Annotated in this window: 24 protein-coding genes; 12 read left to right on the forward strand and 12 right to left on the reverse strand. The window is 57.8% G+C overall.

The window, feature by feature from the left end:
• Positions 1–38 precede the first annotated feature (38 nt).
• The 3 genes from EU556_RS01090 (at position 39) to EU556_RS01100 (ending at position 2385) form a co-directional block, all read left to right on the forward strand.
• Positions 39–464: a hypothetical protein gene (locus EU556_RS01090; RefSeq protein WP_135430158.1), complete on the forward strand. Its 426-nt coding sequence runs from the start codon at positions 39–41 to the stop codon at positions 462–464.
• Between the two features lie 152 nt (positions 465–616).
• A complete protein-coding gene (locus EU556_RS01095; protein ID WP_135430160.1) occupies positions 617–982 on the forward strand; it encodes a BlaI/MecI/CopY family transcriptional regulator in 366 nt (121 codons plus the stop codon).
• Positions 979–2385 carry a M56 family metallopeptidase gene (locus EU556_RS01100; protein ID WP_135430162.1) on the forward strand — a complete coding sequence of 469 codons (1407 nt, stop codon included), beginning with the start codon at positions 979–981 and terminating at the stop codon, positions 2383–2385. The genes EU556_RS01095 and EU556_RS01100 overlap by 4 nt, the downstream gene beginning before the upstream one ends.
• 104 nt (positions 2386–2489) lie before the next feature.
• On the opposite strand, the gene EU556_RS01105 is transcribed toward EU556_RS01100, so the two are convergent.
• From EU556_RS01105 to EU556_RS01115, 3 genes are all read right to left on the reverse strand, one after another.
• Positions 2490–2834 (reverse strand): hypothetical protein, encoded by a 345-nt coding sequence (locus EU556_RS01105; protein ID WP_135430164.1) that lies wholly within the window; start codon positions 2832–2834, stop codon positions 2490–2492.
• Between the two features lie 127 nt (positions 2835–2961).
• Entirely contained in the window at positions 2962–3876 is a 915-nt protein-coding gene (locus EU556_RS01110; protein ID WP_245327352.1) for an alpha/beta fold hydrolase, read from the reverse strand.
• Between the two features lie 129 nt (positions 3877–4005).
• Positions 4006–4950: an NADP-dependent oxidoreductase gene (locus EU556_RS01115; RefSeq protein WP_245327354.1), complete on the reverse strand. Its 945-nt coding sequence runs from the start codon at positions 4948–4950 to the stop codon at positions 4006–4008.
• A gap of 145 nt (positions 4951–5095) precedes the next feature.
• On the opposite strand from EU556_RS01115, the gene EU556_RS01120 reads away from it, so the two are divergent.
• Complete coding sequence (locus tag EU556_RS01120) at positions 5096–5356, forward strand: hypothetical protein (protein WP_135430170.1); 261 nt, start codon at positions 5096–5098, stop codon at positions 5354–5356.
• Positions 5357–5370: 14 nt separating this feature from the next.
• Here EU556_RS01120 and EU556_RS01125 read toward each other — a convergent pair whose 3' ends face one another.
• Complete coding sequence (locus tag EU556_RS01125; RefSeq protein WP_135430172.1) at positions 5371–6009, reverse strand: HAD family hydrolase; 639 nt, start codon at positions 6007–6009, stop codon at positions 5371–5373.
• 347 nt (positions 6010–6356) lie between these two features.
• Here EU556_RS01125 and EU556_RS01130 point away from each other — a divergent pair, with 347 nt between their 5' ends.
• The 3 genes from EU556_RS01130 (at position 6357) to EU556_RS01140 (ending at position 9095) form a co-directional block, all read left to right on the forward strand.
• Positions 6357–6644, forward strand: a complete 288-nt coding sequence (locus EU556_RS01130) for a hypothetical protein (protein ID WP_135430174.1) — start codon at positions 6357–6359, stop codon at positions 6642–6644.
• Between the two features lie 199 nt (positions 6645–6843).
• A complete protein-coding gene (locus EU556_RS01135; protein WP_135430176.1) occupies positions 6844–8514 on the forward strand; it encodes an MFS transporter in 1671 nt (556 codons plus the stop codon).
• Positions 8515–8684: 170 nt separating this feature from the next.
• A complete protein-coding gene (locus EU556_RS01140; protein WP_135430178.1) occupies positions 8685–9095 on the forward strand; it encodes a hypothetical protein in 411 nt (136 codons plus the stop codon).
• A 181-nt stretch (positions 9096–9276) separates the two neighbouring features.
• Here EU556_RS01140 and EU556_RS01145 read toward each other — a convergent pair whose 3' ends face one another.
• Both EU556_RS01145 and EU556_RS01150 read right to left on the reverse strand, forming a co-directional pair.
• Positions 9277–10548 (reverse strand): TPM domain-containing protein, encoded by a 1272-nt coding sequence (locus EU556_RS01145; protein ID WP_135430180.1) that lies wholly within the window; start codon positions 10546–10548, stop codon positions 9277–9279.
• Positions 10549–10745: 197 nt separating this feature from the next.
• Positions 10746–11375 (reverse strand): Hsp20/alpha crystallin family protein, encoded by a 630-nt coding sequence (locus EU556_RS01150; RefSeq protein WP_135430182.1) that lies wholly within the window; start codon positions 11373–11375, stop codon positions 10746–10748.
• Positions 11376–11614: 239 nt separating this feature from the next.
• On the opposite strand from EU556_RS01150, the gene EU556_RS01155 reads away from it, so the two are divergent.
• From EU556_RS01155 to EU556_RS26610, 3 genes are all read left to right on the forward strand, one after another.
• Positions 11615–12016: a nuclear transport factor 2 family protein gene (locus EU556_RS01155; RefSeq protein ID WP_135430184.1), complete on the forward strand. Its 402-nt coding sequence runs from the start codon at positions 11615–11617 to the stop codon at positions 12014–12016.
• A gap of 173 nt (positions 12017–12189) precedes the next feature.
• The gene (locus EU556_RS01160; protein ID WP_135430186.1) at positions 12190–12519 is read left to right on the forward strand and encodes a hypothetical protein; all 330 of its coding nucleotides are present in this window, start codon (positions 12190–12192) and stop codon (positions 12517–12519) included.
• Between the two features lie 175 nt (positions 12520–12694).
• Positions 12695–13489, forward strand: a complete 795-nt coding sequence (locus tag EU556_RS26610; protein ID WP_135430188.1) for a PKD domain-containing protein — start codon at positions 12695–12697, stop codon at positions 13487–13489.
• A gap of 111 nt (positions 13490–13600) precedes the next feature.
• On the opposite strand, the gene EU556_RS01170 is transcribed toward EU556_RS26610, so the two are convergent.
• Positions 13601–14491 (reverse strand): DUF5694 domain-containing protein, encoded by an 891-nt coding sequence (locus EU556_RS01170; RefSeq protein WP_135430190.1) that lies wholly within the window; start codon positions 14489–14491, stop codon positions 13601–13603.
• A gap of 311 nt (positions 14492–14802) precedes the next feature.
• On the opposite strand from EU556_RS01170, the gene EU556_RS01175 reads away from it, so the two are divergent.
• Positions 14803–15825 carry a ScyD/ScyE family protein gene (locus EU556_RS01175; RefSeq protein WP_135430192.1) on the forward strand — a complete coding sequence of 341 codons (1023 nt, stop codon included), beginning with the start codon at positions 14803–14805 and terminating at the stop codon, positions 15823–15825.
• Positions 15826–15911: 86 nt separating this feature from the next.
• Here EU556_RS01175 and EU556_RS01180 read toward each other — a convergent pair whose 3' ends face one another.
• Positions 15912–16454 (reverse strand): glycosyl-4,4'-diaponeurosporenoate acyltransferase CrtO family protein, encoded by a 543-nt coding sequence (locus tag EU556_RS01180; RefSeq protein WP_135430194.1) that lies wholly within the window; start codon positions 16452–16454, stop codon positions 15912–15914.
• A 179-nt stretch (positions 16455–16633) separates the two neighbouring features.
• On the opposite strand from EU556_RS01180, the gene EU556_RS01185 reads away from it, so the two are divergent.
• Complete coding sequence (locus EU556_RS01185) at positions 16634–16912, forward strand: hypothetical protein (RefSeq protein ID WP_135430196.1); 279 nt, start codon at positions 16634–16636, stop codon at positions 16910–16912.
• A gap of 151 nt (positions 16913–17063) precedes the next feature.
• On the opposite strand, the gene EU556_RS01190 is transcribed toward EU556_RS01185, so the two are convergent.
• The 4 genes from EU556_RS01190 to EU556_RS01205 form a co-directional block, all read right to left on the reverse strand.
• Positions 17064–17756, reverse strand: a complete 693-nt coding sequence (locus EU556_RS01190) for a haloacid dehalogenase type II (protein ID WP_135430198.1) — start codon at positions 17754–17756, stop codon at positions 17064–17066.
• A gap of 281 nt (positions 17757–18037) precedes the next feature.
• On the reverse strand, positions 18038–18640 hold the full coding sequence (locus EU556_RS01195) for a hypothetical protein (protein ID WP_135430200.1): 603 nt from the start codon (positions 18638–18640) through the stop codon (positions 18038–18040).
• A gap of 159 nt (positions 18641–18799) precedes the next feature.
• Positions 18800–19261 carry an SUKH-3 domain-containing protein gene (locus EU556_RS01200; RefSeq protein ID WP_135430201.1) on the reverse strand — a complete coding sequence of 154 codons (462 nt, stop codon included), beginning with the start codon at positions 19259–19261 and terminating at the stop codon, positions 18800–18802.
• A gap of 121 nt (positions 19262–19382) precedes the next feature.
• Entirely contained in the window at positions 19383–21764 is a 2382-nt protein-coding gene (locus EU556_RS01205; protein WP_135430203.1) for a ribonucleoside-diphosphate reductase subunit alpha, read from the reverse strand.
• Between the last annotated feature and the right edge of the window lie 353 nt (positions 21765–22117).

Consider the following 22117-nt stretch of genomic DNA (forward strand, 5'->3'; position numbering starts at 1 on the left):
GGCCGTGCGGCTAAGAACTCCTGACTTATCTTCGTTCTATGTCAGAGAATACGTTGAATGACTTCCTGCATCTGCTGCACCGCTCCGACCTGAGTATTCTGACGGCCCGGTGGCTGCGGACTACCTCGTCGCCGGAGCTGCGCACGGGGTACCATCGACTGTTGGAATTTGCGGCGGGCTGCACCACGTGCCTGTGGCTAATAGACTCGCGCCGCCGCGAACATCTGGAAAACAGCGACGTGCACTGGCTGGTGCGCGACTTTTACCCCACGTTGCGGAACCGACTAGGGCAGCACGTGTACCTGGCCTACCTCGTGTCGCCGGCTCAGCTGGATGACACTACCGATGATATGACACTACCCGCCCTGCCCTACACCCACGGCGACTATTGCTCCATCAATCAATTTACCAACGAAGGCGACGCCGTGCAGTGGCTTACCAAACACTTGCACCTGCCGGCCTAAGCTGCGCTGGTTGTACTGCGGCTTTACCTCCTGTGAAGGTGGCCTACGCATGTCGTAGGCCACCTTTTGCTTTTGATAAAAATAAAGGTGCCACTTCTATACCTTTAATTACGATAATTTCGTAGTATTACGAAACAATCGTAGTTACTGATATGGAACGACTTACTCAACCTGAAGAGGAAGCCATGCGCGCCTTCTGGCAGCTGGAAGGGGGCTTTATCAAGGAGGTGCTGGAACTCCTGCCCGAGCCTAGGCCACCCTATACCACGCTGGCCTCCACGGTCCGGAACCTGGAGCGCAAGGGCTACCTGCGCGGCGAGAAGCTGGGCAACACCTTCCGCTTCACCCCGCTTATTGCCGCCGAAGAGTACCGCAAGCGCTTCATGAGCACCTTCGTGGGCGACTACTTCCGCAACTCCTACAAAGAGCTGGTTTCCTTTTTTGCGAAGGAGCAGAAAATCAGCGCCGAGGAGCTGAAGGAGATTGTGCGCATGATTGAGAAAGGGCAGGAGGAATGAGCACCGCCGACCTGCTGCCGTACTTGCTGAAGGTAAACGGGGCTCTGTTGCTGTTTTGCGCCGTGTATTACCTGGGCCTGCGCCGCCTCACCTTCTTCGGCCTGAACCGGGCGTTTCTGCTCTTCGCCCTGGTATTTGCGCCCGCCTACCCGCTCATCGACTTGAGCCACTGGTTTGCTCCTCAGAACCCCTTGCCCGCGCAGTTGCTAATGCTGGCTCCCAATTGGCAAGCATTGCCGGCCGCCGTGCCAACTACTATTAACTGGCTGGTAGTGGCCTACTGGGTGGGGGTGAGTGGCCTAGCGGTTCGGCTGGTGTTGCAGCTACTCTCACTCTACCGGTTGCACCGCATTTCTCGCCCCGCCGAGTATGATGGCCAACCGTTTCGGGCGGTGCCAGAGGCAGTGGCGCCCTTCGCCTTCTGGCAGACCGTGTACCTCAATCCGGCCCAGCACACCCCCGAGGAACTGCCCGCCATTTTGTGCCACGAGCAAGTGCACGTGCGGGAGTGGCACACCGTGGATGTGCTGCTGGCCCAGCTTAGTCTGCTCTTCTACTGGTTCAACCCCGGCGTGTGGCTCCTGCGCCAGGCTCTGCACGAAAACCTGGAGTTCAATACCGATTACCGGGTGCTGCAATCGGGCCTCCTCGACAACAAAACTTATCAGTACCAGCTGCTGCGCCAGAGCGTGCAGGGGCAGGCCAACTCTATTGTCAGCCATTTCAATTTCCATCTCCTTAAAACCCGTATTGCCATGATGAATAAGCCCCGTACGGCCCGCACGCAGGCCGCCCGCTATCTGCTCCTGTTACCGCTGGCCGCTGGCCTCACCCTCTGGAGCTGCGAGAAAAAAGCCTATCTCCCGGAACCGACTACCACCGTCCAGAAGGAGGCAGCTACTATGGCTCAAAATGCCCTGTATTTCGTGGATGGGGTGCCGAGCTCTGAGCAGGCCATGCGTCAGTTAGAACCAAGTACTATAGCAAGCGTGAATGTGCTAAAAGGCCACAAGTTCATGCCTGGTTTCAATGAAGAGGCTTTTAAGCAAGACTTCGGCGCAATTGGCGAGAAAGGCGTGATGCTGATTATTACCAAAGCTGGGCAAGATTCAGAGGTGCTGAAAGCGTTCAACACGAAGTACAACATCGTGTACAAAGCCGCGTCTTCCGAAAACCAGGCTATTACGATGCGCATCAAGGAAAGCACTGAGGGCGACAAAGACATTTCATTGTCGGATTTCAAAGACCGACTGGTCTTTATAAATGATCAGGAAGCAGACGGCCAAACTACCACACTGAAAGGAAGCACTATTAAGAGTGTGTATGTGCTAGATGCCGAGAAGGCAACCGCTAAGTATGGCGAGAAGGGTAAGAAAGGCGCCATCCTCATCACCACCAGATAGACTCTGCCAACTATTATTGACCTATTCTATATCATCTATTCTATAAAAGCAGAAAAGCGCGAGGAGTATCCTCGCGCTTTTTGTGGTATTAGTGCCAAAGGATGCTATTCTTTTCGGCGGAAAGGGCGGAAGGCCGATGAGGTGTTGGCCTTGAGAACCGCACCTATGCCTTGGTGTGCCGTGAAGAAGCTGTTAACGGCGGCCGTTAGGCCAGCATCGTCGTCCAGCGCTACATCAGCTAGCACGTCGCGCTGGTCTAAAGGGGCGGGGAGGGTGCTAAGGCGGCAGCGCGGAATGCTAAGCGGGTGCTCGGCGTACAGCACGGTACCATCCTGGGCGGCGTGGGTGTGGCGGTAGCGCCAGGCTACGTTGTAGGCCACTGCTTTACCGAAGGCGTTAGGATCGGTGTACGTTTCGAAGCCAAGCTGGCGCAAATATTCTTCTGTCATCCTGTAAGTTACACCTTTTCTGGGCGGGAGCAGGCCGACGCGCAGAGTAAGGTAGGGGGCCGGCTCAGCACCTGCCTGCTAGGCCTGCTCCTGCTGAGTGACTTAGGCCTGTAACCTAGTACCTGAACTACCTGTGCTTGCGGGTAACTAGCCAGGCACTGCCGGACACTACGGCCAGTATGCTGCCCACTAATACGGCAGCCCGGAGGGGCTGCAGTGGGCGGCGTTGGGTTACGGGAGAACTACCTGCGGGAAGTTGCTGGCCACTGGTAACCCGTAAGATTACCTGCACGGTTTCCTCGGGCTTGTCCCACTGTGGAAAGTGGCCGCACTCCTCAAACCAATACAGCCGAGCATCGGGGAAAAGCTCCTGGGCGCGGTAGGCCTGCCGCGGGAAGCACACCCGGTCTTCGCGGCCCCAGCCAATAACCAGCGGCTCCCGGATGCTGCCTTTTGGGGCACCCAGCTGCTTCTCGCCGTAGGCCAGGTTATGCAGCAGCTCATCAAAAGAAGGGGAGGCTACAAACGTCTGTAGCTCATCCAGGGCCACCTGCGGGGCAAGCCGCCAGGGCCGAGCCGAGAACTGGGCAAACAGCAGCGTCCGGCCCAAGGTGGTGCTGGTAATGGTAGGCAGGGCCGGCTGCAGGGCGCGCACCAGCCGGATGGAAGCCGCTACTGAGTAGTAGAACGTAGGAATTTCCCAGCCCCGCCAAAAGCCGCCGGGGTCGAGGGAGACGACTGCGCCCACTACGCCCCCGCGCCGGGCTAGTTCCAGTACCAGCCGTGCCCCCATGGAGCTGCCTACCGCATCGATGCCCAATAGGTCATGGTTGCGCAGAAACTCCGTCACGGCATCGGCCAGCGTCCGGATGGAAACTTCACCCGGCAGGGGCGGGGTAGCCCCGAAGCCGGGCAAGTCCACGGCAATGACGTCGCGCTCCGCCGCCAGGGCCGGCAGAATAGTTTGCCAGGAGCGCCAACTACCCCCAATTCCGTGTAGCAGGAGCAGGGGTTTGCCGCTCCCGCGCCGGATGTAATGCATATCCATAGGTACAATTCAACAAGGTATGCGGCCGGTGGGGATTACACCCCACGTAGCCTAAGCCGTTGAGGTCTACGCAAGAGGTAGGTCCTGGGGAGGTACAGAATCAGGAGGTGGCCTAGAAGTGAGCTAGGGTACTATCACGATTTTGCCCGTGGTGTGGTGGGTCTCAATCTGCCGGAAGGCCTCCGGAACTTGCTCCAACGGATACGTTTGGCTTACCTGAATCTTCAGCTTACCCGCGTCGGCTAGCTCCCGTAGGTGGTCGAGCTGCGGGGCGTTGGGCTCCACAAACAGGTACTTGAATTGTACTTCGGGGCCTAGGTCAAGTCCTTCGCCGTGGCTAAGGATGGATACCAGCGTGCCGGTGGGCTTAATGGCCGCCGCGCTTTGGGCCAGCGTCTCGCCGCTGATGCAGTCGAAGAGTAGATCTACGCCCTCCGGGAAAATGGCTTTCACCGCATCGGCTACCGGGCCCTGGGCGTAGTCAATGGTGTAGTCGGCGCCTAGCGCCCGCATATATTCCTGGTTGCGGGCGCTGGCTACAGCCACCACCGTAGCGCCGTGCGCCTTGGCCAGCTGAATAGCCTGGCTGCCTACTCCACCAGAAGCCCCCAATATCAGCACCGAGTGCCCGGCCTGCAGCTGCCCGGCATCAAACATCGACTGGTAGGCCGTGAGGCCCGCCAGCGGAATACCCGCAGCCTCTTCCCAACTCAGGCCCTTGGGGCGGGCGGCTACGTAGCTTTCGGGCAGCACAATGTACTCGGCAAACGTGCCCAGGTGCACGGTTGGGCGGCGGGCATAGGCGTACACCTCATCGCCGGGCGAAAAACGCCGGGCGCTGTGGCCGCACTCTTCTACCACGCCCGCCACATCCCAGCCGGGTATAACGGGGAAGGTGTAGGGAAGAAACTGCTGCATGTGGCCACCCCGAATGAAAGCATCCACGGGGTTTACGCCGGCCGCTTTCACCCGGATTAGCACTTCTCCTTCCTGCACTGCCGGGACGTCCAGTGTTTCTACCCGCACGTTGTCGGGGCCGCCAAACTCGCGGTAGAGCGCGGCTTTCATCTGTTTTGCCATAAGTTTTTGCATGGATGAGTTACCAGAAACGCCCGTTCAGTAAGCTCGACGGTAGCGGATACTGCGTAACCAGAGCGTTAACTCTGCCCCCGTTATACGGCGTACACTACATCCCGACCAACCTTACCGCGCCATGCCCCTCCACCCCAAACTCATTGAAAAGCTCAGCAAAGTATATGAACCCTCGGCCACCCTGGACGATGCATTCAGGGGCCTCGCCCTGACTTTCATTACAAACGAGCTGGGTGAGCCCGTGACCTTGTTCCTGGGGAAGCGCCGGCCCGATGGTGCCATTACCGGTGAGCGGTACGTGCGCACCATCAAGCGGGAGCCGGGCAGCTCGCGCGTGCTCTCCAGCCACTGGGACCTGAAGGGAAAAGTATCGCGCGCCTGAACTGGCCTAGGCCACTAGAGCAAGTTCCGGAGGTCGGCGAGCTGGTTGATGCGCAGCGGAGCCTCTTCCGGGCTGACCTCACCAAAACCATAGGTGGCGAAAATGAAGGGGGTGCCGCTCTGTTGACTGGCCTCAAAGTCGCCGCGGGTGTCGCCCACGTATACCGGTGCTTGCAGGCCGTATTGGCTTACCACCTCGCTGATGTTCTCCGACTTGGGCAGCCCGCGAGTACCGAAGCACTGGTGCCCCTCAAAATAGTGGCCTAGCTGGCTGTTCTCGAAGAAGGCCTCCACGTAGCCACGCTGGCAGTTGCTGACGATGAACAGGCGGTACTGGCGCTCCTGCAGGTAGCGCAAGGTTTCTTCTAGCTCGGGGTAGAGCACGCCCCCATGCTCGCGGGCGGCGGTCAGCTCCTGCTCAGCGCATAAGGCCTGGAATTCCTCCCGACGTTCGGCGGGCAACGTGGGAAACAGGCGCTCATACACTGCCCCGTAGGGCATACCCGTCACGGATTGTACCTGAGCTAGAGTGATGTCGTGCTCAATATAATCGACGCTGTTTTTGGCCGCTTGAAAGGCTTTGGTAATGGCTTCGGAGGAATTCCAGAGGGTGCCATCCAAGTCGAAGATGACGCTATCGAAACGTTGTAACATGCAGAAGCTAAGTTGTAAGTAGAAGGGAAGCGGGGGTGGCCTAGGAACTCCTAAGGGCGCCGATTGTTGCTTTTTTCTGCTGCCCACGTGGTTTTGCGGGAAGTTCGCCTCACGCAATTCAGGCTGAGAGTAAGCACTTCTGCCGCCCGATCAATTGGGGTAGCTACACGGTTTAGCTTGCATAAGTGCAATTATATATCTGATAGGTTAGATAAATATTTATTTTGCTATATTATAACATTATGTAGAAAATACGCCTATTTTCGTGATGTAAGCTGCGTATATCTAAGATGGATAATACCACGGAGGTGTAGTAGCAATAGGTCATCATTTTATTAATCTTTTGTATGTCCAAAATACTACTCCTCTTTCTGTGTGCGCTGATGCTCCTGTTGGAGCCAGTAGCTGCAGTGGCAGCCCCGCGGGAGGCAGCTACCACTGAAACCGCCGCTAGCAGTAGCAGCCGGATTGGGCACCGCCCCAATTACAAGAAGTACCGCGGCAACAGCCGACACAAGCCCCGTAAGTTGGGCGTATTTCGGCGTTGGAAGTTGTATCGGAAGGCTAAGAAAAAGCGCGCCGCTCGCGGCATCCCCAGCGTAAAGGCTGGCAAACCAGTAAGAACAAGTAAGTAACCCGTTTCACTTCGGATACGGTAGCCGCCACCTTCCACTACTGGATGGTGGCGGCTTTGTTTTAGAAGTGAAGGCAGGGCAGCGCTGAAATGAGAACCGCGGGCGTACCTATTCTGGCTTGGGCGCCGTACGCAGCCTGTGGGCTGGGTGGTGTGCACCGCGTTGCCGAGTCCGCTGATTTCTGGTCTCCCGCGCTTGTATGGCTCTCCCCTCCCGTTCCACTTCCTCCGCTGCCCCTGATGAGGCCCCGGCCACCCTCTGGACGCCCTTCACATTTGCCGTATTCCGGGCTATCTGGATTGCCTCGGTCGTGTCAAACATTGGCACCTGGATGCAAAACGTGGCTGGCGTATGGCTCGTCACTACGCTTACTACCTCGGCCCTGCTGGTGTCCTTGATGCAAACGGCCACCAGCTTACCGGCCTTTCTGCTGAGCATGCCCGCCGGCGCCATCGCCGACCTTATTGATCGGCGCCGGCTGCTGCTGTTTACGCAGGGCTTTATGGCGGTAGTGGCGCTGCTGCTGGGAGTGCTCACGCTGCTGGGCGAGGTTTCGGCATTTGGGGTGCTGGCTCTCACGTTTGTGCTGGGTATTGGGGCAGCTATTAATGCGCCGGTGTGGCAAACCGTAACGGTAGAGCTGGTGCCCCGCAAAGTGCTGGGCTTCGCCATCACGCTCAATGGCGTCAGCAACAACATTGCCCGGGCCATTGGGCCGGCTATTGGGGGCGTCATCATTGCTTATTACTCGCCGGGATGGGTATTTCTGCTGAATGCGGTGTCGTTTCTGGGCACCTTCGCGGTAATCTACACCTGGAAACGGCAGGCAGAGGTTGCCAGCGGGCCCGCCGAGAACTTTATGGGAGCCCTGCGGGCTGGAATGCGCTACGTGCAGTATTCGCCGGCTATTTATGCGGTGCTGTTCCGCACGTTTGCCTTTTCTTTTGGGGCCAGCGCCATGTGGGGGTTGCTCTCGGTGGTAGTTGCGCGCCGTCTGCACCTAAGCTCAGGCTCCTACGGCGTGATGCTCTCGTGGCTGGGGGCGGGCGCCATTGCAGGTGCTTTCTTGATGGGGCGCGTCGGCAACCGCATCAACTACAACCAGCGGGTGCTGCTGGGTACCCTAGTGTTTGTGGGTACCAACGTGGCCCTGGCCCTGGCGCCGGCCATTCAGTGGCTCTATCCGGTGATGTTTATATCGGGCATTGCCTGGCTGATGACCATGACCAGCTTCAGCACCACCGTGCAGCTCAACGTGCCTAAGTGGGTGCAGGCCCGGGTGGTAAGCATGTACATGCTGGTGTTTCAGGCGGGCCTGTCGCTGGGGAGCGTGGTGTGGGGCGAGCTGGCCGACCGCACTACCCTGGAGCTGGCTCTGCTAGGGGCAGCAGGCTGGATGCTGCTGAGTATGCTGCTGGCGCTTCCGTTTCCCATGCGCTCAGGTGAGGGCCTGAACCTGGAGCCCGCCGAGCACTGGCCTACGCCGACTATGGCCGGCGACATAGACCCCGACGATGGCCCGGTGGTAGTGATGGTGGAGTACCAGGTAGAGCCCGAAAACCAAGCGGCATTCCGGCAGGCGGCCGAGCAGCTGACCCGCCTGCGCCTGCGCGACGGTTCCCTGCGAGCCGGCGTATTCACGGACATAGCTCAGCCTAACCGCATTACGGAGTTTTTTTACGTAGCTACCTGGGGCGAGCATGAGCGGCAGCATCACCGCTTCACGAAGGAAGACCTCGCCGTGGAGGCGCGCGTCCGGCAGTTGCACACCGGCCCCGAACCACCGCGCGTCACGCACTTCTTAGCCTTCCCTAAGTCCAGCAACGTGGACGTGCCCACGCCCTACGAAACCATGGAAAGCCCCCAGTAGTTAGGATAAAGATGAGCGTGCTGCAGGTAGCTTTTACCGCTTGGCCCACGTAGAGAAAACAGGTGTGTGAAGACGATAGATTGCATGCCAGAAAACAGAAACGGTGTCCCGCCTGCCGGTGCGCACAAAAGCGGAGCCTTCAACCCCGCAGATACCTACCTTTACACTCGATGAGAGTTTACTTTGAAAACACCGCCGGCCGGTTACTGGAAGATCCCGCGGGTTTCCTACACGCTCACTGGGGGCCAAACGCCCGCACCTTTGCCGATCTGAAGGCTTTGTTTACTCACATGGCGCTGTGCATGCAGCAGCGGAAATGGAGCCGGATGCTGATAAATCAGCGCGTAATGCAGCCCTTCAGCCAAGAAGAGCAGCGGTGGGTGGCCGAGCAGTGGCTACCCGGAGCCGTGCGCACGGCTGGCTACCGCTTCGGGGCGGTGGTAGTATCGGAAAGTGTCCTGACGCGCCTGGCTACGGCCTATATTACCACCCACGTGCAGGGCTTACCTCTCACGTACCGCTCCTTCGAAACCGACGAAGAGGCGAAGCTTTGGTTGCTGAAGCAGCCGGTTTATCTGTAGCAGAGTACTCTAAAAACCATTCTGATCTGAGCCCAGCTGCTTGATGTGGCCTAGGCCAGTAACAAAAGAAAGCCGGGCTTCCCTGACCTAGATAGGAGGGAAGCCCGGCTTTTAGTTGCCCTTCAGGTGAGTAAGGCCGACGTGTGACCTGATTGCTCACTATGCTGACTGGCCTAGCAGCTTACCATTCGCCGCTGTTGTTGTTGTCATCATCGAACCCACCCCCACCGGTGTCATCCGACGAGGTGTCGTCGTAGTCCGAGGAGAAGTAGTCTTGCGAGTCGTCGGAGGTGGTTTCGGAGAAGTAGTCGGGGGCAGTGTCATCGGTGCCGCTGGTGCCGCCCAGGGCCGGGAACCCGCCGCCCGTGTAAGCGCCGGCCCCTGCGGCCGCTCCGGTATTGGTATCCAATGGGGGAGGGGTGCGGTCGACGTCGTAGCCGGCTGCATTGGGGGTGTCGTGGCCGTGCGCCATGCGGTTGCCCAGGTAAGCGCCGGCCGCAGCGGCGGCACCCGTTGCCAATATACCGCCCATGCCACTGCCTAGGCCACCACCGCCACCCGAGTTACCGCGGTTAGGTAGGAAATCGGGGCCACCCTGAGGTTGCTGGCCACCCATGCCGCGGCCGTAGTTGCCCGCGGGGCCATTTGGCTGGTTGGGTAAGAAGTCGGGGGCACCCCCGCCGTTAGTAGGAGTAGCATACGGGTTAGTAGCTGGTGCCGATTTCCGCCGGAACATCCGGATGATAAGCCACAAGCCACCCCCAATTACTAGGGCACCTAGTAGCAGCGTACCCATGCCTAGGCCAGGTGAGCCCGGGTCAGACGCCGGAATCGGCGCCGATACGGGGTCGGGCGCGGAGGCACGGGCCGGCAGCTCATCCGACAGGCCTGCACCCGAAGCCGCTACTCCGGCAGTGTTGTCGGTGGCGGGAGCCGGGGTGGCAGCAGCGGGCTGGTTGGCGTTGGGGTCGGCGGCGAGCATCAGCGCATTCAGGCCCGAGCGCAACCCCGCGAAGTAGTTTCCTTGCTTGAAGCTGGGCGTCATCTGCTGGTTAATTACCCGGGCCGTAAGCTCGGGCGTAATTTGAGTACGCAGCCCCGAGCCCGCCTGAATGGTAACCTTATGCTCTTGGGCCCCCAGCAACACTACTACGCCGTTGTTTTTGTCGCGCTGACCTACGCCCCAGGCCAGGCCTAGTGCCCGGCCGTAGTCGGCTACGTCGCGCCCGCCCAGGGTGGGCACGGTCACCACTACCAGCTGGTTGCCGGTTTTGTCGGCGTAGCGGCGCAAGCCATTTTCCAGGGTTTTTGCATCGGCCGGGCTCATCAGTTGCGCCTGGTCATTCACAAACCGAAAGGGCGCAGGGCGAGGAGGCAGCTCTTGGGCAACGGCCGCCGCCGGCCGGCCCATGCCTGCTGCCAGCAGCAGAAAGAAAAGAAGAATACGAACCATGAGACTAGGAAGTAACGTGGAAGAGAAAGGATGCTACCTAGCTTGTACGACCACGGCTGCTAAGTGGCTGTTCGCAAGCGTAAAAGCTGCCTTATAGTACGGAGCGTGAGGTAGGAGTGAAAGCAACAGAGCCCACCCTATAACGGGCGGGCTCTGTTCTGGGCATACCAAGTGATTAGTAGCAGGCTAGCAGTGGCCTAGGAACCCACACCGGAACTCTGGGGCCGGTTTTGCATTTCCTGAATGGCATCGCCTGTACTCTGGCTGTTTTGGGTGCCGTTCTGACCGTCCGTCTGAACAGTTACATCGGTGGCCTGCTGGCCCACGCGCTCCGACATCTGGCCGCTGGAGCTTTGGCCGTTGGCGCCGCCGGGCTGGCTGCTCTGGCCGCCGCGCACCTCAATCTGATGGCGCATGGTTTTCTGTTCGTCTTTGGGCACACTGATATGCAGCATGCCGTTCTCGAAGGCGGCCTCAATACGGCTGGCATCTACGGTATCGGGGAGCTGGAAAGAACGGTGGAACGAGCCGTAGGAGCTTTCTACTAGGTGGTAACGCCGCTGGTTCTGTTCGTTGCGGAAGTGCCGCTCACCGGCAATGGTGAGGCGGCCCTGGTGAAAGTCCACCTTGATGTCCTCGCGCTTCATACCGGGCAGGGCAGCTTCAATCTCAAAGCTTTTCTCGGTTTCGTACGCATCCACGTGGGGCGAGAAGCTGTTCACGCGTCCACGCGCCGCCATAGAGTCGTTGAAGAACCGGTCGAGCATCGTGCTGAAGCTAGAGGAGGCCAAGTCGGAAAAGGAGTCCTGATATTTCTGAATAGCCATGGTTGTAAACGTTTTAGGTGGCACATACAAACGAAAACGCTCCATAATACGCCGCCCAAAATAGCCAGGTTGCACCAATACAAATAGTGGTTTAAAGGCAAGTAATAAGCCCAGCAGTTTAGCCAGAAGGGCCCTATATTGGCGTATCGTACGTACTAGATAGAAGTGCCGGGCGCGGAGACGTAACTTGCGCCCAGCTTCTATCCTTGTGTTCCCATCCGTCCATTCCCACTTCCGCCATGAGCGAGCATCAATCCGTTCTGCAAACCTATTTCGACTTAGTACAAGCATTCAGCATCGACGAGGCCGCGTATGCCGCTGTCTTGCATCCCGAAGTTGAGCAGTTGGAGTACCCCAATCTGCTGCACAAAACCATTCAGCGCCGTTCTTTTTCCGACATTATTGCCAATCTGCGGGCCGGGCGGGAGCTGCTCCGCGACCCAAGCTTTGAGGTGCAACACACCCAAACCTGCCCCGATGGCACCGTTATCGTGGAAGGCCGTTGGCAGGCTACCACCACCAATGATATTGGGCTCCTGCTTCGGGGGCAGCGCTTATCGGCGCAGCTGTGCCTGATCTTTGAGTTTCAGGATGGCAAAATCTACCGGCAGCGCCGCTACCCCTGCTACGATATGATGTAGGGCTGCTGAGCCCCGGACAAACAGCTACGTAGGGAGCAGATTGCTGAGCCGGCAAACTTGCGCACTACGCCACCGTACAGCAGAAGAGTACCGCTTGCCCAGCAGGCCGACCCATCTGGGCGGTCTGCTGGGCAGGTCTACCTACTTCTACGGTCTGACTTGCCTGTTGTCCTATGCGTCGCTTCCTCTCGTTTACTGTACTGCTGACTGGCCTAGTAGCCACCGCAGCGCAGGCCCAAAATCGGGCTCCTGTTACACCTACCCGCCGCAACCCCACTGAGCGCATCAGCCCCATGCCCGGGGTAACGCTGCCCGCCGGTGTGGGTCAGCGGAATGCCGAGCCCGTGGCGCCCGCTACTGACGTACGCCCCAGCGGCACGCTGCCTTTGCCCGAAGTGCCCAGCGGGAAAGTAACGGCCGGCCCCATCGACTCGGTGCAGGCTGAGCAGCTTACCAACCGGCGCCGCTCAACTCCTGCCACCCCACGCCGTAAACGGCCATAGAGCAGGCTAGGCCACTCAGGCGACCAGTCTATTCTAGGCCAAGAGTTGGTGGTGGGAAGTGGTACTTCCTAGTTTCACTTTGAAACTCCTGTATATTGTGCAGCAAGAACTAGCGTCAGAGGCAGTGCCCTGCCGCGCTGGGGTATTCTATTTCTTGTATTGCGCGCTATCCACTATGAAAAACCTTGTACTCAGCCTAGGCTGTCTGACGATGCTGGCCTCATGCCAGGAAATTACACCCGCCCCAGCCCCCGTTTCAGATTTTACTTTTCGAGGTGCAAAGGCGGCTGAGCAAAACCTGACGACCAACGATACCTGCAGTCTGTTCAGTGCCGTGCAACATGCCACCTCTCTCTCCTGGGACTTTGGTAATGGCATTACTTCCAATGCCAAACGCCCAGTACTTTCTTATGACAAGTCTGGGACCTACACGGTTACACTAACCGCCACAGGGGCCGATGGGCAGCGCAGCTCCGTTTCCAAGAAAGTAGAGGTGCTGGATATGGTGCTCAAGCGGCTCGTTATCGATAAAGCTTACTGGTCCTTGGTACCCCTACAGAACTTTAATGCCACTTGGCCTACCACGGAGTACGCCGATGTATTTGTGCAGATACAGCAACTACAGGCTACAAGTACCTTCCCGCCCGGCGGACTAGTGCCTAATGCGCCTGTGGTGTTTAAAAGCGCCATCGCGCCCAATGTATTCCGCAATACTGTTACCCCTATGGTAGTGGAAGTTCCTGGCCGGGTGGTGCTTGAGCTGCCTAAACTGAGCCGAGGAAACACTTGGGCCAACACCTATTTGGTTAGCCTGCTCGCTCAAAATCAGCATGGAACGTACTGCTTATTCTCTAACATGTTTAGCGGTTCTGGGCAGTCTTTCAAAACCGATGGAGTTAAGCGCGGCAATACGCTTACCTACTCTACTTCGCTGTTCAGCCAGGTAAGGATGGAATTTCAGTTTGAGTAAATAGGTTATTCATAATCGGAGAAGCCCAAGTGCTGTTTATCGGGACAGCACTTGGGCTTTCTTGGTTAAAACGGCGATTTGCATAGTGGCCTAGGGGATAAATAAGCAGGATTATTTCTGCTTTAGGTAGTCCGTAGAAGGTATTAGCCGGTAAGCAGGATCAGTGCTGAATATGCCCTGCAAAGACCCCACGTGCCTGCCCCCAATAATGGTGAGCACGCGGGAGCTACGGGTGGCCAGCTGGGTAGTTACAATATTGGAATAGATCTTCAGGTCGCGGTTATAGAGCACCGAAATGAACTCCGCGCCCACGTAATGCGGCTTGATAAAGGTCGAGTCCACCATCGGGTCAGGTTTGAGGGTACCATCAGTTACACGGGCTGGGGTGCGGTACACCAGCGTGTGAAGCTGCTGCAGCATGGGTTGGCCGTTAAGGAAAGCCAGCAACCCCGACATGGACAGGGCTCCGGTTTCCCACTTCTGCACAACGGGCGCGTAGTAAGCGCGGTGCTCGGTGGTGGCGTCTTGGTATAGCTTGATGTTGGTGCCCTCGTGCAGGATGCTCTGAGAGGTGCCACCTTCCGAGTTGACGCAGTAGATACGGTTGAGGCCCAAGCGCTTGCCCAGTGGGAATGCCAGCTGGTAAATCTCGGAGCGGCCCCCGGGCATGGTGTTCACATCGAGCTTGTCTTGCCGGTACAGGGCGTAGAGGCTGTCGAGACGGGGCTGCTCAGAGGGCAATTCTTCCACCATAATCGCATCGGGCCGGTACCGCAGCACCTGGTCGCGGAAGGCAACCAGTTCCGTCTGCCGGCGGGGCGAGAGCACATCCGTAGACGGGTTATCTTTCTTATATAGCTGCGACAGGTGAGGCACGGCCAGCAGCATAATATCGGTGCGAGAACCAGCTGGGCTGGTGCCGGTGCTAGCTGGGGGGCGGGTGGCCGTGCAGCTTACCAAACCAAGGAAGCCAGCCAGGCAAGGGAGCAAAACTTTACGCATGTGAGAATAGAGAGATACGTGACGATATAGCAAAGAAAACTATCTGTGTAGGCTGCCATCTGTGGCCCTGGCTGTAGGCCAGTACTTATATAGAGTGGTTACTCGGCAATAAGTTAGAGGCTCCTAACAGAGAGGTAGCGGATACGCAAATGGTTGTATACGGCTGAGCTAATGGTTTCCGGAGCGAAATATAGAGGCTAAAACCCCGTGATTATTACTGTATTTAACCTATATTTAATAGTACTAATTGGTTGAAAGTCGGCCGTATTAGTTCGGTTATATCTTCTTTTTCACTTCCAATTCATCACGCCATGAAGTACTCACGTCTCTGCCTTGCTGTGCTTACTACCGGGCTACTGGCCGCGGGCTGTGCTGACAAAAACAGCTTTGAGCAAGTAGCGCCCAACCAGTCGGATGCCAAGGCCATGCCTGACCAAGCAACCGTAGTGGTTGATGGCCTTGCCAGCCCCATTGGGATGAGCGTCGATAAGAAGGGGGTGATCTGGGTGAGCCAGAGCGGCACCGGGCAGAACGATGGCTCAGTGGTAGTGGTAATGCAGAACGGTGACGTGCAAACGGCCTTCACCGGGTTTGGGTCGGCGCGGCTGCCCAACGGCGAGCTGGGTGGCCTAGGGCACGTGCTCTACAACGATGGCAAGCTCTACATCCTCGACGGACTGAACGGACGGCTTTACATCGCCGATGTAGCAAAGTACAAGGCCAAAAATGGGCCCGTTAGTGCTTCCTCACTGCCTTATATTGAGCTTAAGGCCTTCGTGTATTCTCAAAATTTGTCTACTCCTCTCGATTCTAACCTCTACGACCTCACTTTCGGACCCGACGGCCAACTGTACATTGCCGATGCGGGAGCCAATGCCATTATCAGGGTAAATCTAAGCACTCGGCAGCCCAGTGTGTTCGCCCGCATCCCCAACATTAACCCCATGACGCAGCCGGTGCCCACGGGCATCATCTACGAGGGCGGCCGGTTCCTAGTGACTACCCTCACGGGCTTCCCCTTCACTGCGGGGGCGGCTAAAATTTTGCAGATCAGCCCCAGCGGCGTGGTGAGCGACTATCGCACCGGCTTCACAGCCCTCACCAATCTGGCGCCTACCCGCAACAACGGCCTGCTCGTCACCGAGTACGGCCAGTTTCGATTTACTCCCCCAACGTTTGTGGGGTGGCTACCCTCTACGGGCCGCGTGGCCACGGAGTCGGGCGCTACGGTGGCGGGTGGCCTAGACCGACTCACCGACATTGAGCGCATTAACCCCAACTTCTACTACGTCCTCAGCACCGGCTCTGGCACCATCAGCAAAATCAAGTACTAGCCCTGCTCTGTTCATTATAGCCTAGGCCACCCAGTGCTCCTGTCTTGTGGGCGCCGGGTGGCCTAGCGCTTTCTAATACGCTGTGCTCAGTCAGAAACTGCGCGCAGACGCAGGTATTGTTGCAGCCAGATGGGGTAGAGGTTGTAGCTGATGTTCAGCGTGGCCAGCCCAACGGCCCATCCCCAGCGGCCCTGGGCGCCTGCCGCCAGGCTGCACAGCAAAAAGAACAGTAGGGCCGCTACGTGAAACCGCTCCATGTGGTAGCTGCTGCTCACTAGCCCGGCTACCGTCTGCCGGTTGCGGGCGCGCCGGTACTGCGGGTAGCGTCGGCGGATTAGCTTGTTCACCAAGCTCCCGTATTGGGTAAACTGCCCTATCAGGGGTACGCCCATCCGCCGGTAAATGGTGCGGCGGCTACTCAGTTGCCAGTGCCGAAACCAGGCTCGGGGCAGGGCGTAGGCCAGTAAGCTCACGCCTAGTATCCCGTACAGCCACGGCCGCGCCAGATACTGGTAGCAGAAAACAGTAAGCGGCCCCAAGTGCAGCACCGACCAGAATACGCTGGGCACCGCATTATAGATGGCCAGCACGGCCGGCGAGGGCAGGGCGGGGGTGGGGGTAGAAGTCATTGGGAGCAGCAGTAGTAAGCAAGATACAGCACTTATTCTTCCGGGGTAAGCCTAGGCCTCGGGCACCGCAACTAGGATATTTCCAGTAGTCTGGCCCAGTATTTGCCGCCACTATTGCACAGAACTTGGTTCGCTCACTTACAGGCTTTTTACTCGTCTTTCCGTTACACTCTCTCCCAATGCTGAAATCTTTTCTCGCTGCTGCTGGCCTTACCATCACGGCCGTGGTACTGAGCGCTACGGCGGCTCAGGCGCAAGTCACCATCAACATCGGCCGCCCGGCGCCTCAGTACGTGGTGGTGCGTGAGGCCCGGCCCGTGAAAGTGAAGAAGTATAAGGCTCCGAAATACTACTACCAGCCTCGCCCCGTGATGCTGGTGCCCGCCGGCCCCGCCTACTACGGTCCTCCCGGACATGGGCATGGGCACGGCCGGGGACGAGGTCATGGCCGCCACTAAACAACTGCTGTTTAACACAAAAAGGCTTCCGCAGTTCGCGGAAGCCTTTTTGTTGCACTATGAGTTTACTAGGCCACTCAGGGGGCGGGTTAGGCGGGCTCCAAAAAGGGTAGCATCCATTAGCCTGGCTAGGCCTGCTCACAAATTTCGCTTACCCGATTATCTGGCGGGCCAGAGCGGGAAGGTCCTTCCCCTGGTAGGTGGGCGGCGAGGCCAGGGGGTACAGCGTTTGGCCAGGACGGGCTATAAGGCCGCTGCGCAGCCCGGCAGCCTGGGCTCCGGCCACGTCCCAGCCGTGAGCCGCTATCAGCAGGGCATCGGTCGGGGCTACGCCCACGGCTTTCACGGCGGCCTGGTAGGTGTGGAAGTGGGGCTTGTAGAGCTGCACGGCCTCTATGCTCAGCCCCTGCTCGAAGTAGTGGATAATCTTCGCGTAGCGCAGTTGCGCGTCCAGGCTTTCCTGCGGGGAGTTGGTGAAAGCCACCAGCCGGAAGCCGGCGTCCAGCAGCAACTCGAGGCCGCGGGGTACGTCGGGGTGGGCGGGCAGCTGGGTAAGCAAACTTACCAGCTGCTTCTTGGTGCTGACCGACAGGCGCTTTTCCTCCAGCATGTCGGCGGTCATGTCCAGGGCAGCCTCGGCAATGTCGGGGAAGGAGTGGTAGGTACCCGTTACGGTATCTACTAGCGAGTACTGGAGCAACAGGCCAAACCACTGCTTGAAGGCGTGCTTGTTACCGAAGGCCTTCGGCACGGCCAGCTTAAGCTTGCTCATGTCGAGCAGGGTTTCGTTTACATCAAAAAGCAGCACCTTGGGCTGCGGGCGGTAGAGAGCAGAAGAAGGCATACAGAGTAGCGGCTAAGGCCAGCACGCGCCGGCACCTTGATGGTACGCAGCCGCCTTCACCACGACGGTACAGGATGATGGGCTCTGGCCTCAGCCCGCCGCCGTAACCCGCCCAAACCCTCCGGCGCCCATGCTCCGGTCCTCTCGTGGGCAGCACACCTGGCAGCTCCCACGGGCGTCCCTAAGCCGCGGCTAGTACAACCAATAAGGCTCCCGCAAACTGCGGAAGCCTTTTCGTGCACTGGACTATTGGCCTAGAAGAGGTACTGCGTGAGTCCGCGCTAGTCTACCTGCTTTAGCGGCACGTTAGCGAAGGTGCCCGTAATGGTAATGTCACACTTGCGCTTGGGAAAAGTGCTGTAGGCCACTGTTGGGTCGTTAGACTCAGTTAAGGTGGCAGTATATGTGCCGCTCAGGAGCTGCCGCTTGGCATCGTAGCTACTGATGGTGAAGCTGCCCGACACGTGCTGCATGCTGCTGGGGTATAGGATGGTACCGCCGCCCCGGCTTTCGGGCAGGTCGTAGTAGTAGGTTACGTCCGCATCCAGGGTTCGGTCGCGGAGGGTTTTGAGGGTGTAGGTGCCGGTGAGTGTGGCGGGCAATTTCGCGCGGTCTAGCGCGAAGCCCATGCCCTCGGTGCCGGTGGTTGGCCCTACGCCCACTGATAGGCTCTGGGCCGTCTGCGCGACAGACCCCTTTAGTTGCGGTGCCTGAAAGGTGGTATCCCGGTGCTGCCCGTTATCCTGATACACAATGGAGCGGCTATAGGTAACGGCAGGCTCCGGCATAGGCTCGGGTGTTTCTTCCCGATCATCTTTATCACAGCCAGCGGTAAAGGCCAGCGCCAGGCCCAGCAATAGCGAGAGAGTAGCGTTGTATTTCATAAGGAATAGAGCAGTATAAAAACACTATATAGAAAACTGTGCCAAGCCTGGAATGGTGGCTTTTACTGGTATGCTATGCTCCATCAGCGTGAGTTTAGTATAGCTAAGGTTTCAACAAGGGGCACAGCTTTATGATTTGGTACTGAATCATGTCAGTAGCTAGTCCAGCAGATCTGGTATTTCTCGCATTGGCATCCTCTGACATATAGTTTCAATTGCCGCTTCACCGTTTTCAGCAATCAAACATAGAAAATCATCGAAGCCCCCGTATACCTTACCTTCCTCATCCATGTATAGCGACATATGGTCTGAGTACGCCTGGCCAATAATGCAAAGGGCACTACAGCCAATGCGCTGCTTGTAATTATTCAGTGCCCAATCCGTATCTACGTCTGCTGCTGCCTTACTAGCATCAAAATGGAGTATGCTCGTATTTCCATCCTGATAACTAAATGTAATTCGCAACCCACCAAACTCCTGCAAAAAATCCTCAATGGCAGAAAACCAAGGGTATCTTTCTATTCTTAGTGCTAACTGATAACTGAGCGTTGAAATGACTCGATCTGGCTGCCAACCAGCTTTTGCCAGTTGCTCCAATGTCGATTGTGATAGAATAATCATATTACATCAGATGTAAGCTAATCTCAGCTAGCATCTAAGGGTAAAGCAAGTAAAAACTGTACGGCATTTACTAAAATGAAAAACCGGTAGTTGTTAGCTACCGGTTTTTCATTTTCTCTCCTTACGAACCGCAGGCCTCGCAGGCGTCTGGGTTATCCAGGGAGCAGGCCATGTCGGAGGCATTCTGGGCCGATACGTTCAGCGGCTCCAGGGTCTCGGCGGCTTGCTTCTGCACCGTGAACTTGATGGCATCCACGGCGGCTTTGGTGCGCAGGTAGTACATGCCGGTTTTCAGGCCCTTCTTCCAGCTGTGGAAGTGCATGCTGGTAAGCTTGCCGAAGTTCACGTTCAGCACGTGCAGGTTCAGGCTCTGGCTCTGGCAGATGTACGCGCCGCGGTCGGCCGACATATCAATGATGCGGCGCTGCGAAATCTCCCACACCGTCTTGTACAGGTCCTTGATGTTCTGCGGAATGTTCGGGATGTCCTGCACCGAGCCGTTGGCGGCAATGATGGCGTTCTTCATCTGGTCGTTCCACAGGCCTAGCTTCACCAGGTCCTTGAGCAGGTGCTTGTTCACCACCATGAACTCCCCGCTCAGCACGCGGCGCACATAGATGTTGGAGGTGTACGGCTCAAACGACTCGTTATTCCCCAAGATCTGGGCCGTAGAGGCCGTAGGCATGGGGGCTACCAGCAGGGAGTTGCGTACGCCGTGCGCCATTACCTGGGTGCGCAGCGTTTCCCAATCCCAGCGGCCGGAGCTTGGCGTTACGCCCCACATATCGAACTGGAACTGGCCCTTGCTCAGGGGCGAGCCGGGGAAGGTCTCGTAGTGACCGTCCTTGATGGCGAGGTCCTTGGAGGCCGTCATGGCCGCGAAGTAGATGGTCTCGAAGATGTCCTTGTTCAGGCCGGCTGCTTCGTCGCTCTCGAAGGGCATGCGCAGGGCAATGAACGTATCGGCGAGGCCCTGCACGCCCAGCCCGATGGGGCGGTGGCGGCGGTTGCTACGCTCCGCCTCTACCACGGGGTAGTAGTTGATGTCGATGACCTTGTTGAGGTTCATCGTGGCGTGGTAGGTTACCTCGTAAAGCTTCTGGTGGTCGAAGATCAGGTTGCCGGCTTCGTCGGGGCGCACGTAGCGGGGCAGGGCCAACGAGGCCAAGTTGCACACGGCTACCTCATCCTTGTCGGTGTACTCCATAATCTCGGTGCAGAGGTTGGAGCTCTTAATGGTACCGAGGTTCTTCTGGTTGCTCTTGTTGTTGGCGGCGTCCTTGAACAGCATGTAGGGCGTGCCGGTCTCGGTCTGGCTTTCCAGAATGGCAAACCACAGGTCCTGGGCCTTAATGGTTTTGCGGCCGCGGCCTTCGCGCTCATACTTCTGGTAGAGCTTCTCGAACTCCTCGCCGTAGCACTCGTCTAGGCCAGGGCACTCGTTGGGGCACATCAGCGTCCAGTCGCCGTTGGCTTCCACGCGCTTCATGAACAAGTCGGGCGTCCAGAGGGCGTAGAACAAGTCGCGGGCGCGCATTTCTTCCTTACCGTGGTTCTTCTTCAGGTCCAGGAAGTCGAAGATGTCGGCGTGCCAGGGCTCCAGGTACACCGCGAAAGCGCCCTTACGCTTACCGCCGCCCTGGTCTACGTAACGGGCCGTGTCGTTGAACACCTTCAGCATGGGCGTGAGGCCATTGGAGGTGCCGTTGGTGCCTTTGATGTAAGAGCCCGTGGCGCGCACGTTGTGCACGGCCAGGCCAATACCACCGGCGCTCTGCGAAATCAGGGCGCAGTTCTTCAGCGTGTCGTAGATGCCCTCAATGGAGTCGTCCTTCATCGTGAGCAAGAAGCACGAGCTGAGCTGGGGCTTGGGCGTACCGGCGTTGAACAGCGTGGGCGTAGCATGCGTGAACCACCGCTCGCTCATGAGGTTATAGGTCTCAATGGCAGCGGCAATGTCTTCCTTGTGAATGCCCACGGCCACGCGCATAATCATGTGCTGGGGCCGCTCTACTACCTTGCCATCGAGGCGCAACAGGTACGAGCGCTCCAGCGTCTTGAAGCCAAAGTAGTCGTAGTTATAGTCGCGGTCATAGATAATGGCCGAGTCGAGGGTAGCGGCGTTGGCGTGCACGATTTCCCACACATCCTGGGCAATCAGCGAGGCATTTTCGCCGGTCTTGGGGTCCTCGTAGGTGTGCAGCCGCTTCATGGTGCTGCTGAACGACTTGCTGGTCACCTTGTGCAGGTTGCTCACGGCAATGCGCGCCGCCAGAATCGCGTAGTCGGGGTGCTTGGTGGTGAGCGAGGCCGCGGTTTCAGCCGCCAGGTTGTCCAGCTCAACGGTGGTTACGCCGTCGTAGATGCCGTCGATAACCTTCTTCGCCACCTCAATCGGGGAGATGAAGTTCTGGTTCAGCCCGTAGCAGAGCTTCTCGATGCGGGCCGTTACTTTATCGAATTTAACGGACTCGCGGCGGCCGTCGCGTTTGATTACCAACATAGGCGTAGCAGTTGATGGAGGGGGTGAAGTATAGGTGTAGCCGGTACAGGCCGGCCAAGCAGTTCAGGCAGATAATCGGGCCGAAACCTTGCCACTTGAGCAGGTCGACGGTTCCGAATATATCCGCTCTGGTATCTCAGGACAAACCTATTCTTTAGAAGTTTTCCACATACTGTTAAAACGCTAGTGCTTAGGCCCTTTTTTGTCATTCAGGCATGTCTATATAGCAAGCTAAAACGATTAGAAATTGGGTTGTTGTTTTCCCCCAGAAGTGGTATTGTCGGTGGGGAAGGCGGAGTGGCCTAGGGAAGCTCCCCTCCTCAGATGAGGAGGGGCTGGGGGTGGTTGATAGA

The organism is Hymenobacter fodinae (assembly GCF_004745825.1).
Classification (GTDB): Bacteria; Bacteroidota; Bacteroidia; order Cytophagales; family Hymenobacteraceae; genus Hymenobacter; species Hymenobacter fodinae.

Bases quoted from the DNA above. Each gene is read 5' to 3' on its own strand.
- EU556_RS01090 (WP_135430158.1), top strand. From the start codon at position 39: ATGTCAGAGAATACGTTGAATGACTTCCTGCATCTGCTGCACCGCTCC.
- EU556_RS01095 (WP_135430160.1), top strand. From the start codon at position 617: ATGGAACGACTTACTCAACCTGAAGAGGAAGCCATGCGCGCCTTCTGG.
- EU556_RS01100 (WP_135430162.1), top strand. From the start codon at position 979: ATGAGCACCGCCGACCTGCTGCCGTACTTGCTGAAGGTAAACGGGGCT.
- EU556_RS01105 (WP_135430164.1), bottom strand. From the start codon at position 2,834: ATGACAGAAGAATATTTGCGCCAGCTTGGCTTCGAAACGTACACCGAT.
- EU556_RS01110 (WP_245327352.1), bottom strand. From the start codon at position 3,876: ATGCATTACATCCGGCGCGGGAGCGGCAAACCCCTGCTCCTGCTACAC.
- EU556_RS01115 (WP_245327354.1), bottom strand. From the start codon at position 4,950: ATGAAAGCCGCGCTCTACCGCGAGTTTGGCGGCCCCGACAACGTGCGG.
- EU556_RS01120 (WP_135430170.1), top strand. From the start codon at position 5,096: ATGCCCCTCCACCCCAAACTCATTGAAAAGCTCAGCAAAGTATATGAA.
- EU556_RS01125 (WP_135430172.1), bottom strand. From the start codon at position 6,009: ATGTTACAACGTTTCGATAGCGTCATCTTCGACTTGGATGGCACCCTC.
- EU556_RS01130 (WP_135430174.1), top strand. From the start codon at position 6,357: ATGTCCAAAATACTACTCCTCTTTCTGTGTGCGCTGATGCTCCTGTTG.
- EU556_RS01135 (WP_135430176.1), top strand. From the start codon at position 6,844: ATGGCTCTCCCCTCCCGTTCCACTTCCTCCGCTGCCCCTGATGAGGCC.
- EU556_RS01140 (WP_135430178.1), top strand. From the start codon at position 8,685: ATGAGAGTTTACTTTGAAAACACCGCCGGCCGGTTACTGGAAGATCCC.
- EU556_RS01145 (WP_135430180.1), bottom strand. From the start codon at position 10,548: ATGGTTCGTATTCTTCTTTTCTTTCTGCTGCTGGCAGCAGGCATGGGC.
- EU556_RS01150 (WP_135430182.1), bottom strand. From the start codon at position 11,375: ATGGCTATTCAGAAATATCAGGACTCCTTTTCCGACTTGGCCTCCTCT.
- EU556_RS01155 (WP_135430184.1), top strand. From the start codon at position 11,615: ATGAGCGAGCATCAATCCGTTCTGCAAACCTATTTCGACTTAGTACAA.
- EU556_RS01160 (WP_135430186.1), top strand. From the start codon at position 12,190: ATGCGTCGCTTCCTCTCGTTTACTGTACTGCTGACTGGCCTAGTAGCC.
- EU556_RS26610 (WP_135430188.1), top strand. From the start codon at position 12,695: ATGAAAAACCTTGTACTCAGCCTAGGCTGTCTGACGATGCTGGCCTCA.
- EU556_RS01170 (WP_135430190.1), bottom strand. From the start codon at position 14,491: ATGCGTAAAGTTTTGCTCCCTTGCCTGGCTGGCTTCCTTGGTTTGGTA.
- EU556_RS01175 (WP_135430192.1), top strand. From the start codon at position 14,803: ATGAAGTACTCACGTCTCTGCCTTGCTGTGCTTACTACCGGGCTACTG.
- EU556_RS01180 (WP_135430194.1), bottom strand. From the start codon at position 16,454: ATGACTTCTACCCCCACCCCCGCCCTGCCCTCGCCGGCCGTGCTGGCC.
- EU556_RS01185 (WP_135430196.1), top strand. From the start codon at position 16,634: ATGCTGAAATCTTTTCTCGCTGCTGCTGGCCTTACCATCACGGCCGTG.
- EU556_RS01190 (WP_135430198.1), bottom strand. From the start codon at position 17,756: ATGCCTTCTTCTGCTCTCTACCGCCCGCAGCCCAAGGTGCTGCTTTTT.
- EU556_RS01195 (WP_135430200.1), bottom strand. From the start codon at position 18,640: ATGAAATACAACGCTACTCTCTCGCTATTGCTGGGCCTGGCGCTGGCC.
- EU556_RS01200 (WP_135430201.1), bottom strand. From the start codon at position 19,261: ATGATTATTCTATCACAATCGACATTGGAGCAACTGGCAAAAGCTGGT.
- EU556_RS01205 (WP_135430203.1), bottom strand. From the start codon at position 21,764: ATGTTGGTAATCAAACGCGACGGCCGCCGCGAGTCCGTTAAATTCGAT.